Origin of the sequence: Gelatiniphilus marinus (assembly GCF_042684345.1) — a bacterium.
Taxonomy (GTDB): domain Bacteria; phylum Bacteroidota; class Bacteroidia; order Flavobacteriales; family Flavobacteriaceae; genus Gelatiniphilus; species Gelatiniphilus marinus.
This window is the reverse complement of record NZ_JBHULK010000004.1, coordinates 289,199-304,479: the sequence shown is the minus strand read 5'-3', so window position 1 is coordinate 304,479 and position 15,281 is coordinate 289,199. Positions and strand designations below refer to the sequence as shown.

General features: G+C 34.5%; 10 protein-coding genes. 6 read left to right on the top strand and 4 right to left on the bottom strand.

From position 1 onward, the window contains the following. Nucleotides 1-130 precede the first annotated feature (130 nt). The 4 genes from ACFSQS_RS12015 to ACFSQS_RS12000 form a co-directional block, all read right to left on the bottom strand. A complete protein-coding gene (locus tag ACFSQS_RS12015; protein WP_388019084.1) occupies nucleotides 131-2,143 on the bottom strand; it encodes a putative porin in 2,013 nt (670 codons plus the stop codon). A gap of 121 nt (nucleotides 2,144-2,264) precedes the next feature. Continuing rightward, nucleotides 2,265-3,011: a hypothetical protein gene (locus ACFSQS_RS12010; protein ID WP_388019081.1), complete on the bottom strand. Its 747-nt coding sequence runs from the start codon at nucleotides 3,009-3,011 to the stop codon at nucleotides 2,265-2,267. A gap of 22 nt (nucleotides 3,012-3,033) precedes the next feature. Then, on the bottom strand, nucleotides 3,034-4,407 hold the full coding sequence (locus tag ACFSQS_RS12005) for a RagB/SusD family nutrient uptake outer membrane protein (protein WP_388019078.1): 1,374 nt from the start codon (nucleotides 4,405-4,407) through the stop codon (nucleotides 3,034-3,036). 90 nt (nucleotides 4,408-4,497) lie between these two features. Beyond that, on the bottom strand, nucleotides 4,498-7,689 hold the full coding sequence (locus tag ACFSQS_RS12000; protein WP_388019075.1) for a SusC/RagA family TonB-linked outer membrane protein: 3,192 nt from the start codon (nucleotides 7,687-7,689) through the stop codon (nucleotides 4,498-4,500). 282 nt (nucleotides 7,690-7,971) lie between these two features. On the opposite strand from ACFSQS_RS12000, the gene ACFSQS_RS11995 reads away from it, so the two are divergent. From ACFSQS_RS11995 to ACFSQS_RS11970, 6 genes are all read left to right on the top strand, one after another. Then, nucleotides 7,972-8,571 carry a ribonuclease HII gene (locus ACFSQS_RS11995; protein ID WP_388019093.1) on the top strand — a complete coding sequence of 200 codons (600 nt, stop codon included), beginning with the start codon at nucleotides 7,972-7,974 and terminating at the stop codon, nucleotides 8,569-8,571. A 139-nt stretch (nucleotides 8,572-8,710) separates the two neighbouring features. Continuing rightward, nucleotides 8,711-11,137 (top strand): ribonuclease HII, encoded by a 2,427-nt coding sequence (locus ACFSQS_RS11990; protein ID WP_388019072.1) that lies wholly within the window; start codon nucleotides 8,711-8,713, stop codon nucleotides 11,135-11,137. Nucleotides 11,138-11,219: 82 nt separating this feature from the next. Beyond that, the gene (locus ACFSQS_RS11985) at nucleotides 11,220-12,770 is read left to right on the top strand and encodes an OmpA family protein (RefSeq protein WP_388019069.1); all 1,551 of its coding nucleotides are present in this window, start codon (nucleotides 11,220-11,222) and stop codon (nucleotides 12,768-12,770) included. Between the two features lie 5 nt (nucleotides 12,771-12,775). After that, complete coding sequence (locus tag ACFSQS_RS11980) at nucleotides 12,776-13,453, top strand: TapB family protein (RefSeq protein WP_388019066.1); 678 nt, start codon at nucleotides 12,776-12,778, stop codon at nucleotides 13,451-13,453. Nucleotides 13,454-13,581: 128 nt separating this feature from the next. Next, on the top strand, nucleotides 13,582-14,631 hold the full coding sequence (locus ACFSQS_RS11975) for a nucleoid-associated protein (protein WP_388019063.1): 1,050 nt from the start codon (nucleotides 13,582-13,584) through the stop codon (nucleotides 14,629-14,631). A 69-nt stretch (nucleotides 14,632-14,700) separates the two neighbouring features. Beyond that, nucleotides 14,701-15,273 carry an outer membrane beta-barrel protein gene (locus ACFSQS_RS11970; protein ID WP_388019060.1) on the top strand — a complete coding sequence of 191 codons (573 nt, stop codon included), beginning with the start codon at nucleotides 14,701-14,703 and terminating at the stop codon, nucleotides 15,271-15,273. Nucleotides 15,274-15,281: the final 8 nt, after the last annotated feature.

The window sequence follows — 15,281 nt, the reverse complement described above, 5'->3', positions numbered from 1 at the left end:
GAGCCAGGGGCCTTGGCGGATGCTAAGGGCCCTGGCGCAAAGGCGCGTTAGGGATTGAAGTGGATAGCCCGAAGCGCAGCGAGGACTTGAAACGGAAAGCCCGACCCGAAGGGGAACGCCCAAAAAATGTTTACATAAAGAAGTTCCATACTAATCCGAAGCGTACGGTAAAGTCGCGGTAAGGATTGTTTGGTGCCGAGAAATAATTGTAGCCCGTGAATGCTGAGTTGAAATGTTCGGCTTTTAAATAAATTCTGGTTTGACGGATTTTTGCGTTTATAAAGAAATCCAGTCGTGGGAAGTTGCCGTATTCTTTTTCGGTTTGTACGTAGAATTCTGCCAATAGCGGATCGTAGGCATTCATTTTATATGCGGTGAAATAGTTGAATGTTATGCCTGTTTGCAAATACATGGCTTTTTTAAATACGTGGCTTGCATAATATAGGGTGTTGCGCGTGGTGAGCTCGGGTACGTTTAGCACCTTGTTTTCGTCTTGGGTGTTTTGGTACATTAAAGTGTTGTGCAGTGCGAATTTGCCAACTTTTATTTCTTTTTCTAATTTAACCCTGAGATAGCTTATGGTTTTGTTGTTTTGAAAGGGTTTGATTGGAACAAACTCGCCTTCTGGAATGCCTGTGCTGTCTCTTTTAAAATATGTGTGATCGGTTATGGTTGAATAATCGACTAATATATTGGCTATTTTTTTTGATTTTAACTGAAACGCCAATTGTTGGGTTTCGGTATTATTAAAATTGTTTTGCCAATTGTAGTTTACGTGATTGCTTTGGTATAGCAGTACGTTGTAATTTGGTGCTTTGGAGCTATGGTTTAAGGACGCCGTTGCCGATAAATCGTTATTTAATTTGAAGGTGGCGTGTGCTTTTATATAGTTTCCTTCGAAATCGCCCGAAACATTTACGCCCAATTCGCCATGCAATTGGAAGTTTTTAAAATGCTTGTGGTATTTTCCTCCTGCTGAAAACACATCGCCTTTTAACCTGTTGGTTATGTTGTTGCCATTTAATACGACCACTTTATTGTAACCGTAGTTGTAATTATTGTTACTTATATTGAATTGTAAATCGCCAAGTATATTGTTGCTATAATTTAGTTGGAGTTGGTTGTATAGGTTTTCGAGCGTTACGCGGTCTCTGAATTTTGAACTTGAAAAGGCGGTACCAAAATAACTTGTATTTGCTGTTGATTGGTCGTATTGAAAGGATTTATCTTTTAAGGATATTATATGACCAATGCTTAATTTGTTTTTTGAAAGCGAATCTTTTTTGTTTATAATATTATAGGTATGCTCTAAATGGAAGCGTTTGCCTTTTAGAATATTTTCTGCATTTTCGAAATTTACTTCTAAGATGGATCGGTCTAAAAACTCTGGGGTTCCGTTCTGGAAATTTTCTACCATATCGTCGTCTCTAAGCCCTCCATTTTCTTGGTTAAGCAAATCTTGGGTTACCATGTGCGCCCTAGCAGCGTATCGTTTGTTTTTTGTTTGGTAGTTTGTTGTGAACCTAAAATTTCCTGTACTGGTTAACAAGTGCTGGTATTTGCCCAAAGACCGTAGCCCTTTATAGGCTATTGAAAAATTAAATTGTGGCGATGTATTTACCGTAAAGAAGGAGTCGGCTAGTTGCCCTTGCTCGAAAGCGGATTTGTAGAGCAATTCGGTTAATGGTGTAGGTACACGGTAATAGTTAATATCTTCTACCTCCATATAATTAAAATGTCTAGCCCGAGCACCGAAACTTGGCATTAAATCCGTGTTTTCAAAATTATAGGTTAAACTGTTATAGGTTTGCCCCAGGTTTGAAAAGGGCATTAAACCAAAATTGTCTTTTCGTAGATAATTAAATTTATATTCCTTTTGGATGGTTAAAGTGGTATCAACATACGTGGTGTCGTTTTTATGGGAGATAATTAGGTAGTCTTGTATTTTGGCTTTTTCTTCTTCTTTTTTGTTTTTTAATTTATCCAGTTGACTTTTATTAGATGTAGGTTTACCAGATGTTTTTAAACTATCTTGAGATTTTAAAGACAAGGTGTCTGCCCCTTTTAATAACTTAGGTTTTACTTGTGCGTTTACATTGCTAAACGAAAACACCATGAACAATACTAAAATTAATCTCATCATAATTTAATCTTCGGAAGCAAAAGTAATTATTTGAACGTTAATTTTAAGTAAATATTTTAAATAAAGAAAGCCAGCTAATTTAGCTGGCTTTCTTTATTTAAAATATTTGGATAACTCTATATTAAATAGAAATGGAAAATGATTGTGATTCTCCGGTGCCATAAGCAGGACCTCCTGAAATAACTACATTCCCGTTTTGGGTTAGTTCATAAAGTGCTCCTCCATCGCCGTAAGCATCTTCAATAGTGAATGTGTAATTACCAGAAATTAAGCATACGTCTGTACTATATGAAGTCAATCCATCATAACCTGTACCAGTTGCTACTACAAGCCCGTTAGCATCGTTTGTTATTGACCAACTAAGTTCTTCTGGCCAAGGATCGAAAGTAAAGCTTACCGTTGTTAACTGTGGCCCCGATAAAGGGCATACTGCTGTATAACCGATGGTATGGGTTGCTCTTGCCGTATTAAGAAATGTTCCATCATCAGGCAATTCTAAATCAAAAACCAATGTCCTTGTTGGTCCAATTGGCATTTCACTGAAATTAAAACTTATTGTTTCAGACCCTACTGTCTCTCCAGCTGGAATAGTTATTGTTCCGCTAAAGTTATATTCAGCTGGTAAACCTGTAGATTCTGCCGTATTTAAAACAGCTGTAATTGTTCTTGCTGTGTTAGACACTGTAGTTGATTGCACTTCAATAGCATAGGTTGTACCTGTTTCTTCAACTAGAATATCAGCCCCTTCTGCATTAAACGAAATAGCATTTGGTATTTCAACCGGAAGTACTCCCTCTTCTTCGCAACTTACGAATGTAAATGCAAGCATCGATAAAAAAAGAAACCCGTATATTAATTTATTTTTCATACTTCTTTATATTTTTAGGTTATTATAGAGGATTTTGGTCCTCGTCATTAATATCAATGTTATTATCTAATTCACGTTTAGGTATTTGGAATAAAAATTCCTTTGCACCTGCAGCGTAATTGTCTTTACCAAAAGAAGCATGGTTAGAACCTGGGTAATCTCTTTCTAGAGCCACGTTGTTTCTCTTCATATCGAACCAAGCAAATCCTTCACCCCATAATTCTATTCTTCGTTGTAATAGAATTTCATCAATTAAAGCTTGACCGGTATTCGTAGATAATGTATAGCCTGAATCTCTAGTGCTTACTAAATTGTAAAGTACTTGAGCAGCTTGGGAATCGTTGCCGCTTCTTGCCAAAGCTTCTGCCTCGATAAGGTACATCTCTGCTACACGCATATACACATAGTCGCCTTCAAAAAATGTAAAATCCCTGAACTTATAGTTAATGTATGTACCGTCGTCAGCAAAGGCCTGTTTTCTAGAATCAGTTGCTGGAATGGCATCATATAATCTTTTGTCGATAGTTTTGTGTACTCCCAATAACCCTGCGTAACCTTGATTTAAACTTGCCACTTGTGAAAAGAAAGATGCATAAACCGTAGAGGACTCATTATTAATGTCTGACCCCCATAACCATTCAGAATTTGATATTTGCGAGAATCCTTCGTTTAACCATGCCGAAGAGCTCATTAAAGACCCTGCCGCTTTAGCTTCAGCAGCCATTTGGACACATTTTGTATCGTTTGTTCCTGTTTCTAAAAGCACTCTTGCGTAAATTCCAGCAATAATAGATTTATCTAGCTTTTCTTTGGAGTCTCTTACAAACCCATCAACAGAAGCATATGCATTTTCTAAATCTGCTATGATTAAATCGTAAACTTCTTGTACACTTGCTCTTGAAGGAATAACAATATCAGCTCCGTCATAAAGCGGTACACCTGGAGCAGATTGATTGCCTTGGTATTTATGTTGGTATATTCTAATTAAGTTGAAATAGCTATATGCCCTTAATGCTTGTGCTCTGGCTCGTAAATGAACTAATCTATCATCAGTAGCATCTACAGGTATTTGAGCAACAATTGAATTTACATTTCTTATTATAGAGTAATAAAAATTCCAGATAATTCTAGTTGTAGAGAAATCTTGTGTCCTGCCTCTGTAAGCATAATAATTGCCCATCCAATGATCTGTAACTTGTACCATATCATTAGACATTAAATCTAGACCTAGGTTGATTGACATTTGACCAAAGTCGTCGTGTCTGCTTCCTGTATCTTCAAAGTTTGTAGAGAATTCTCTAAAAAAGGCATATTGTCCATCTTCAACACCTGTGTTGATTGTTAAAAGTGCTTCTGGAGAGGAGTTTGCCAACTCTTCCAATTGTGTTTGAGTCACATATTGTTTAGACTCTGTGTCAAGGAATTCTTTTTCACATGAGAATAAAGCAATTGCGAATAAACTTAATAAAATTTTCTTTTTCATAATTTAAAATTTAAGGTTTAAACCAAATGTTATATTTCTTACTAATGAGAAATTAGTATCAGTATTAAGTCCTGTAAAACTTAATCTTGGATCATAGCCTTGTCTTTTAGACCATAAATGAACATTACCAGCGTTAATATATATTCTTGCAGAAGTTAACCCTAACTTTTCTGTAATATCATCATTTAGATTGTATGATATATTTACATCTTGCAAGCTCAAGTAATCAGATTCGATTAGTCTAATATTAGATGTCGCATAGTAATTTAAATCATTGTTTGGTACTACCAATGGTAAAGATGCTGTTGGATTATCGATAGTCCATGTGTTAAATACATCTTTATGTAAGTTTTCTCCAGCCTCACCAGATAACAATTCTATATAGGTATTGTCTCTACCGTAACCTCCAAATTGGTAGGCAAAATGTAAGCCTAGGCTAAAGTTTTTATAACTAAAGCTGGTGCCAAAACCACCATACAATTCAGGTAATGCGCTTTTTCCAATAAAATACTCATCGGCATCAGCCCAATCTTCTGTTATTTCTCGCTGGCCAGTTGGATTACCATCTGTATCCAATATATCTTTATAAAATAAAGCAGCTCCATTATTAGGGTTAACCCCTGCATATTCTCTTGAGAAATATTCGAATTGAGATCTTCCTACTTCAAGTTCAAATGCGCCATTTTCAATAGTTTCTTTACCTTCTGGCAACTTTGTTATTTTGTTCTCGAAATGTGTTGCGTTAACATTAATAGACCAATTTACATCTTCTGATCTGATAATGTCAACATTAAGGCTTGCTTCGTAACCTACATTTTCCATGTCTCCTACATTCTCTGGGAAACTTGGCAAACCAGAAGATGGCGGTTGTGGTGTATTAAATAATAAACCTGAAACATCTCTTTTAAAATACTCAGCATCCAAAGTAATTCTGTTATCAAATAATCCTAGTTCAAAACCTGCATTAAAATTGGTTGAAGTTTCCCAAGTTAAATCTGGATTTCCTTGGTACTGTAAACTTAGTCCAATATTGCCATTGTTGTTTGACACAAAGTATTGATCTTCATAAGCTACATAATTTCTATCGGCAAATCCATCATTATCATTATCTGCTAAATCAGAATATAATATTCTGTCGTTACCTTGTTGCCCTATACTTGCTTTAAGCTTAAGCTCTGTCAACCAGTCTGCATTGTCTAAGAATGATTCTTGAGATATTCTCCATGCAGCTCCTGCTCCATAAAAATCACCCCATCTGTTGTCTGGATGAAATACCGAAGAGGCATCCCTTCTGTAACTTGCATTTATAAAATACTTGTCGCTAAAATCATAATTTACTCTAGACAAATACCCTTCGATATTATAATCAAACTCATAGTTATTTATGTACTGAAAGTTAACACCATAATCCAATACTGACTCGTTAGGTAATAAAAATTTTGTTTTTTGCGCATCCAAATACACAAACTTCTGTTCGCTTGACTCATGCCCTACTAAAACATCTACACTATGGTTACCAAAACTCTTATTCCAAGTTAATAACTGTTGATGTGTTACCGTAAAATCTCTAGAGGCTCTTGGAGTGGATCTACCTTCAACACCATAAGCATCTCCACCTAATGGCGTATCATAACTTACTCTATTATGGTTTCTTAAGTCTGCTGAGACATTGTACCGGAAAGAGAAATCATTTAAAAAATCATATTTTAAGAAAATGTTTCCGTTTAAATTGTCACTCGTTCTTCTTTTAATATCCAATAACGTCGTTGCATAAGGGTTAGCAAAAGCCGCATACCTTCTTATCTGCGGTGTACCGGTTTGCCCATCACCATAGTCGTAAACTTGAACTCCGTTAGAATCTAGAACAGGAGACCCGTCTAGATTATAACCAAACACCGGATAAATTGGTGCAATTGAACGAGTCCAGGTAAATGCACCAGCATATCCTCCTTGATCAGGAGCGTTTTGAACTGTATGCGCATAATTCATTGTTCCTCCAATAGTAAGATTTTCTTTAATGGTTTGCTCTAAAGACATATTAGCTGTTACTCTTTCAAAATTAGATTTGATAGTATAAGCTTTATCATCTTGATGACCTAATGAGAAATAATATTTAGAATTCTCAGAGCCACCAGAAACACTTAAAAAGGTCTTGGTAGAAAACGAATTATTAAACATATAATCGTCCCAATCGTCATGGTATAATAAATTTGCGCTAGGATTTAATTTACCTGTTGCAGGATTTATTAGCTGATCATCAGGCACATCATAATTATTATACCCTAAGCTATATCCAGAACCTATGTTGTCTTGAATCAAATTAGCAGCGGCTAAATTAGCCGCATCTGCAGGCGTCTCGCCCGTAGTAATCAAGAAATTTTTCATCGCTAAAAAGTGCGCTTCATAATACATACCAGGTTCTTTAATTACGTCGTAATCTTTAGTCGCTCTTGTTAAATAAGTAGTACTAACATCTAAGTTAATAGAGACCGCATCCCTTTTACCTTTTTTGGTTGTAATAATAATTACACCATTAGAACCTCTACTACCGTATAAGGCAGCAGCAGCTGCATCTTTTAGCACTGTAAAAGACTCTATATCGTTCGAGTTTATAGAGTTAATATCCCCTTGAAACGGCACTCCGTTTACAACATACAAAGGCTCGCTACTTGCATTAATAGAACCCACACCTCTAATCCTTACGGTTGGCGCTGCACCTGGTTGCCCGGAAATATTGATAACTTGCACACCTGCAACTTTACCAACAATACCCTGTACCACATTAGAAGTAGCAATTTTCTCTAAGGCTTCTGTTTCAACAACACCCACAGAACCTGTTAAGGCTTCTTTTTTCTGCGTACCATAAGCAACCACCACCACTTCATCTAAAGCGGCTATGTCTTCTTGCATGGAAATGTTAACTGTATTGCTTGCTCCAATAATAGATTCAACGTTTTTCATTCCTACAAACGAAAAAACCAGAACTTCACCAGCAGAAGCTTTAATGGTATAGTTACCATCAAAATCTGTTTGCGCTCCTCTAGTCGTTCCTTTAACTATTACGCTTACTCCAGGCAGTGGCAAACCATCAATAGACGATGTTACTTCTCCTGAAATAGTTTTCTCTTGTGCGTTAGAGAATTGAATTGAAAACGCCATTATTAGCGTTAACATCCATGTCAACTTTAATTTCATATATACAATTATTTTGAGTTAGTCAAACGCAAACTTCTTAATAATATATTAAATAAACAAAGAAATACACTAAAAAAATGTTAACTAAAGCAATAATTAACATCTGTTCAAATTTATATTTAATAAAAATACAAGGCCTTCAATAAATATAATTTTATAATAACTCGCAAATACTAAGAATTCAATAATCAAAAATGCATTTTTCGTATTAATCGAAATAAATTTACTATGCATACATAATAAATAGCCGTAAAAATTATAGATTTGACAATATTTATACCCATGTTGTTAAAAAACTTTTCAAATAAGGCATTGGAATGCGGCACAGACGAAGCTGGTCGCGGTTGTCTTGCTGGCCCCGTTACCGCTGCCGCCGTAATACTTCCCGAAAATTTTTCGAATGGTTTTTTAAACGATTCCAAACAACTCAGCGAAAAAAAAAGATACACTTTAAAGCCAATTATAGAAATTGGCGCCCTTACTTTTGGTGTAGCACATGTATTTCAAGACGAAATAGACAACATTAATATTCTTAATGCCTCTATTTTGGCCATGCACAAATCTATAGAACAACTAAAACCAATACCGGAATTTATAATTGTTGATGGCAACAAGTTTAAACCTTTTAACAATGTAGCATTTAAAACCATTGTTAAAGGCGACAGTAAATATTTAAGCATTGCGGCCGCCTCTGTATTAGCAAAAACGTATCGGGATTTGTATATGAACAAAATACACGAAGAATTCCCGATGTACAATTGGAAACAAAACAAAGGCTACCCCACAAAAGAACACCGAGAAGCTATTAAAAAATACGGTATAACCAAATACCACCGAAAATCGTTTAGACTTTTACCAGAGCAATTAAAACTAGATATTTAGTTTAATACACGCTCTTGTACTTTATAAAAACTTTGTATCTATTTAAGATGAAAAATATGTAGGTTTGTACTATAAATAATTTCTTTAACCGAAACCTTGCCACAACAGGCCAAGGCATTATTTTTAATTAATTCCCCTCATGAGATTCTTTTGTTTTGCCCTCTTAATACTAACATTTAGTTGCTCAAACCCTAAAACAGACCGAACTAAACCCATTCATTTTATTCCGGAAAACGCATCGGTAGTTTTAAAAACCTCGAATATTGAAAGTTTAAAAAGCGCTATTCAAAATAACGATGTTATTAAAAAACTATCAAAAACCAATTCGTATAAAAACTTAGAAAGCAAATTAGAATCTTTATCGCTTTTACATCCCAAAGGCGAACTATTTATTTGTTTTTCAAAAGAAAACAACGATAGTTTACAATATTCAATTATAACTAAATATCACAAAAATTTATTCAAAACAGATTCTTTACCCAATTATATTGAAGAAACTTTAGTTTCCAAAAACAAGTCCATCACAAAATCAACTTTAAACAACAATACATTTTACAGCACAATTACAGACAGTATGTTTATAGCATCGTCTTCAAAAAAAATAATTGATGCGGCTTTTTTAAATACCCGAAAAAATACCGAATTAGAAAAAATTTACAACACCACAGATAAAGACCAATCGTTGTCCTTTATCATTAAAAATGAAAATGAATTTATTAAATCTCTTTTTATTGAAGATTCCATAAGTTTTGAAAATTTCTCGAATTATTTTGCAATTGATGCCAATGTAAGTCAAGATGAAATTTTAATTAACGGAATTACCAAAGCAACCGATTCAACTAAAAGCTTAATTAATATTTTTAAGGACAACATTCCGCAAGAAAATCACATTCAAAATATAACTCCTTCAAATAGCGATGGTTTTATGAGTTTTACTTTTAATGATTTTAATGCTTTTGAAGCCAACTTATCAAAATTCAACAAAAAAGATTCGATTGCTTCCACTACGCTTTTTGATAATATTACAGAAATTGGTACGATTTACGAAGACGAAAAGCGCGCCGTAATTTTAAATTCTATCGATGTTATTGCCACCAAAGATGCTTTACTAAGCGAGCTGAATATTATTGACACTTACAGACAAATTGAAATTTTTGGTTTTAGTAAACCTAATTTATTTTCAAATACATTTTACCCATTAATCGCTTTTAATGATGCCACAAAATATTGTGTTATAGATAACTTTTTTGTGTTTGCCGATAATTTAGAAATGCTTCAAAATATTATTGCAAATTACCAAAACAAAACCACGTTAAGCGCCCAATCTTATTTTAAAAACATTAAAGCAAATTTAAGCGACCAATCGTCGTTGTTAATGGTTGTAAATTCATCGATTTTAAAAACGATTTTAGATAGAAACATTGAAGGCAATTCAAATTATAAATTAAACAAATACAAGGCTTCGGCTTTACAATTTATTTACGACACCCATTTTGCACATGTAAATGGCGTTATTAAAAAGGCAAAAACAAGAAGCTACCAAAACTCTATTTCAGAAGAGTTTAACATAAAATTAGATACCGATTTATTAACCAATCCGCAGTTTGTTACCAACCACATTACCAAACAAAAAGAAATTGTGGTGCAAGATGTAAACAATAGGTTATATTTAATTTCTAACAAAGGAAAAATTCTTTGGAAAAAACAATTACAAGGCCCCGTTTTAGGCGATATCGAGCAAATAGATATTTATAAAAACGGTAGGCTACAATTGGTTTTTGCCACACCAAACCGGGTTTATGTAATAGATAGAAACGGGAAAGATGTTGCACCTTTTCCTAAAAAATTTAGCGATAAAATTACGCAACCACTAGCGGTTTTCGATTACGATAAAAAGAAAAATTACAGGCTGCTCGTTACCCAAAACAAAAGGGTATTTATGTACAATGTTAGTGCAAAAATTGTAAATGGTTTTACCTTTAAAGCTGCCAGTAAAACTATAGTTACACAACCCAAACACTTTAGAATGGGTGGTAAAGATTATTTAACGTTTAAAACCGAAGACAAACTGTATATTTTAGACCGCACCGGAAAAACCAGGGTAAAGCCAAAAACCCCAAATACGTTTTCAAACGAAAGTGTTTATTTGCACAAAAACAAGTTTACAACGACAACGAAAAATGGCAATTTAGTGTCGATAGATACACGGGGAAATACGGCAATTCAAAACCTGAACCTTTCAAACAATCATCATTTACAAGCCACAAGCAAAACACTTGTTACACTAACCGATAACCAACTTACTATTAAATCTCGAACAATTGAGCTGGATTTTGGCAATTACACCGCTCCGTTAATATTTTACTTAAACGACAAAATATACGTTTCGGTAACCGATTTGCAATCTCAAAAAACATACCTTTTCGATAGTCAAGCTAAACCCATTTCGAACTTTCCGGTTTACGGAAATTCGCCAATCGAACTGAACAATATCGATAAAGACCGCAATCTGGAATTTGTTGTAAAAGGAGAAAGCAATGCCATCATTTTATATCAAATAAATTAAAGTTACGATTTAATAGGCCTTAAGATTTTGCATTTGCAAACTAATTTTTATCTTTAAGGCAGCTATTAATCAAACAATTACAATGAATCCCTCAAAAAAATCACTCCGCATTCCCGTTTTAGGGATGGTGCTTCTCTTTTTTATCTCTAGCACTTACGCTCAAACCAAACAACTAAAACGTCCAAAAAGCAAAGTCGGTATTTATAGTGTCGATAATTTTGTAACCCAATCTTTCAATTTGTACGACAAAGTTTACAAATACGATGGTTATGCCGCCTCGGGCACACCGCTAGACGACAACGACATTGATGTTTTGGAAGACGCTTTGGACGACTTATCGGGGTTAAGCGACAGCGCTCCAGATATTTTAAGCGATATTGACGGCGCCAATGTTTTAAAGCAAGCTAAAGCTACGTTGCAGATTAACAAGGCAAAAAAAGCTTTATCGTATAGTATAAAAACGGCTAAAGAATTGCTTCTCGGTCAGCGCGAACGCGATGAAAAAGAAGAAGAATCTGATAATTCATCAACAAGCGATGAAAAATCTAATAGCTCATCAGAGTCTTCAAATCAAAATGGTAAAACAGAAGAAGCCAATTCAAACATCTCTGACAATTTAGAAGTTATTAGCAAATTCGATTATGTCCCTGGCGATAAACTCTTATTTTTCGACGATTTTTCGCAAGACTTTATTGGCGATTTACCAAGCAAATGGAACACCAACGGCTCTGGCGCCATAGTAAAACTAAACAAAGTTGAAGGCAATTGGTTTGAGCTTAAGGCAGGTTACCGACTATATGTTATCCCAGATATAAGCGAATTACCTCAAGATTACACCATAGAGTTTGATGTGCTAACCTCTGGTATAACCAAGCAAACCTCATCTGGTGCCAGATTGCATATTGTTTTAAGCGACACCAATACGTTTACTAACGGTAAAATGCATTACACATCGGTATCGCTTCCTCTAGGACAATATGGTGCTTTTAACATACAGGCCTTTAATTATTTTGATGGTAAAGCTGGAATGATAAACTCCAGCTTAACAGCCGATATAAGAGATGAAGTAAAAAACCAACCACACATCGCCATTTCAGTAACCAAAAAACGCTATAGACTTTGGGTAAACGAGGTGAAATATGTTGACATCCCCAGATTTATTGAAAAACTGGACGTTTTAAACTATTTAAAATTTCATGTGTATGGACTTAAAGATGGCGAAGAGCGTGTTTTTATTAAAAACCTAAAAGTTGCTGAAGGTGGCGTAGATTTAAGGCGGGAACTGTTAAGCAAAGGCAAAGTATCAACAAATGGCATTTTATTCGATTCGGGTTCGGCAAAAATAAAATCGCAATCGTATGGTATTATCCGCCAGATTTCGCAGGTTTTAATGCAAGATAATAGCATTAAACTCAATATTATTGGGCACACCGACTCTGATGGAAGCGATACCGCCAATTTAAAACTATCAAAGGAGCGCGCAAATGCCGTAAAAGAAGCTTTAATTAAAGTTTATAAAATAGCTGAAAACCGTTTGCATACTGATGGCAAAGGCGAAACCCAACCAGTTAACGATAATACCACAGCCAACGGAAAAGCCCAAAACAGACGTGTAGAATTTGTAAAAATATAACTATTATGAAAATTAAAATAATCACTTTAATCGGCTTACTTTTTTTTAGTTTACCCTTAATGGCACAAGATGCTTGCAGTACCTATTTCCCTTTTAAGGAAGGTGCAAAGTTTGAAATTACAAGCTTCAATAAAAAAGGCAAAAAAGAAAGTGTTGTTAATTACGAGATAACAAGCATAAACAATAATGTTGCAAACATTAAGGCTAAAATCTCTGATGCCAAAGGTAAAGAAGTAACCACCACAGAGTACAATGTAACCTGCGATGGCAATAGTGTTTCAATTGATTTTAAATCGCTAATGAACCCAGATATGTTTGAACAATATAAAGATATGGACATGGAAATGTCTGGTACCAATGTCGAGTTTCCAAACAATTTAAAAGTGGGCCAAACCCTAAAGGATGCCAATTTAAAAATGACATTGAATATGAGTGGTATTAAAATGAATATGACTATGGATATGCTTAACAGAACTGTTGATGCCAAAGAATCTGTAACAACAACTGCCGGAACATTTGATTGTTTTGTGTTAAGTTATGATACTGAAATGAAAATGGGCATGAAAATGAATTTTAAAAACAAAGAATGGATTGCCAAAGGTGTTGGCGTTGTTAAAAGCGAAAACTACAATAAAAAAGGAAAACTTATGGGCTATTCTGAGCTTACAAGCTTTACTAAATAAATTAAAAATATAACGATAACCAAATCTAAAGTCCTCAAATCTAGAACGCTAAAACTATATGTTTTGGCGTTCTTTTTTTATGCTTTTTGTTTTGAAATCATTACTATTGCAGAGTAAATATTTTATACATGATTTCAAGAAAAAACGCCTCAATTTCAAAATTTATAATTCATAAAGTCGGCAATAAATTTAACGATACAAAAAATGCATTTTCTGATAAGCCAGTCGATTTTGATGAGGCCAGTTACGAATTAATGCTTCCGTTTTTATTAAGACCTTTTGGCAACTTGGTGCAAAGTTATCGTTTTAACCATCATGCCAATATCGCATTAAACGAAATTAATAGCTACGCCACTCAACTATTTAATGAAGACGAGGCTTTTGTTGAAGTTTCAAAACATATCGTTACCCATTTGTACGAGCAATCAACCTCGGCTCAAATAAAAACTGGCGATGTTTTAATTGTCATGTTTGAAGGCATTGAATACGGCGAGATCACCACCAATGCCATTGGCATCTTCAAAATTGAAAATAAGGTTAACTTCTTTCAAACCTATTTAGAAAACAACAGTTACGATGTCTTGGTACAAAAGGGAATTAGCTCTAAAAAAGTAGATAAAGGCTGTTTAATTTTAAATCAATCTGATACCGAAGGCAACATTATTTTAAGTGTAGATAATAATGGCTACGATGCGCAATATTGGACCAATCAGTTTTTAAACATAAAATATGCCGATGATGCCAATAACCACACTCAGCAATATATTGAGTTGTGTAAAGAGTTTTCTACCGAGGTTTTAAAAACCAGCTATGGAGCACAAGAACAAAACACGTTTTTAGCAAAAACCATTGATTTTTTTAAAGAAAACGAAGTGGTAAATGTAGAGCGTTTTAAAGAAGAACTTTTTGAAGAAGAAAAACAAATAAGGGAGTTTGAAGATTATAAAAAAGAATTTGAAGGCGAACAAAACATAGTTATTAGAAATCAATTTGATGTGGCCGAAAAAGTGGTAACTAAAGAAAAGCGGAAAATTAAAACCGACATAAAACTAGATACCAACATACAAATAAAACTAGATATTGATGCACCCGATGCCTCTGCCGAATATTTAGAACGCGGTTACGACGATGAAAAGAAAATGCACTATTACAAAGTGTTTTTTAATGCTGAGGCTTAAGTAAAGTATCAAAAAACAATGTGCAATAATTATAAAAAAATTACGATATTACGCTATAAAAAATACTAAATGCATTTTATTTTTCGCAATATATCCACCCTAACTATCATCACAGTACTTTTTTCTAATATTACAAATGCGCAACCTAACAAAGGCAGACATATTGATATATCAATAGGTTACGGATTTAGTACTACTAGTGACGAACTAGATTTATACGGAAAAGGGTTTTACTTACAAGGCGAATATGTTTTTGGTTTAACAAGATGGTTTGGATTGCGTCCTTACGCTGGATTCATAACAACATCGCATGATGAAAATGCTAGCGACCCTAATCTAACAGGATTTGAGGTAACCACTAAGGCATTCTTGTTTGGTGGTAAAGCCCGAGTTTCAATACCTATCCCATGGATTGCTCCATATTTAGAAATTGGTATTGGTGGCTCTTTAGGTTCATTTACTACGTTTACACCAAATGTAAACAAAAAAGAAAATGGTTTTTTAATGCACATTCCTTTGTCTTTTGGTTTAGCTTTAGGACCAAATTACAATATTGAAGTTGCTGCTACCTATTACTTTCATCCTACTATAGAACAAGTTTCTGGAGCCGCAGCATTAGGGTTTTCTATTCCTTTAAATTAGTAAAATTA

Coding starts and splice junctions, on each gene's coding strand:
- ACFSQS_RS12015 (WP_388019084.1), bottom strand. CDS start 2,143: ATGATGAGATTAATTTTAGTATTGTTCATGGTGTTTTCGTTTAGCAAT.
- ACFSQS_RS12010 (WP_388019081.1), bottom strand. CDS start 3,011: ATGAAAAATAAATTAATATACGGGTTTCTTTTTTTATCGATGCTTGCA.
- ACFSQS_RS12000 (WP_388019075.1), bottom strand. CDS start 7,689: ATGAAATTAAAGTTGACATGGATGTTAACGCTAATAATGGCGTTTTCA.
- ACFSQS_RS11995 (WP_388019093.1), top strand. CDS start 7,972: ATGTTGTTAAAAAACTTTTCAAATAAGGCATTGGAATGCGGCACAGAC.
- ACFSQS_RS11990 (WP_388019072.1), top strand. CDS start 8,711: ATGAGATTCTTTTGTTTTGCCCTCTTAATACTAACATTTAGTTGCTCA.
- ACFSQS_RS11985 (WP_388019069.1), top strand. CDS start 11,220: ATGAATCCCTCAAAAAAATCACTCCGCATTCCCGTTTTAGGGATGGTG.
- ACFSQS_RS11980 (WP_388019066.1), top strand. CDS start 12,776: ATGAAAATTAAAATAATCACTTTAATCGGCTTACTTTTTTTTAGTTTA.
- ACFSQS_RS11975 (WP_388019063.1), top strand. CDS start 13,582: ATGATTTCAAGAAAAAACGCCTCAATTTCAAAATTTATAATTCATAAA.
- ACFSQS_RS11970 (WP_388019060.1), top strand. CDS start 14,701: ATGCATTTTATTTTTCGCAATATATCCACCCTAACTATCATCACAGTA.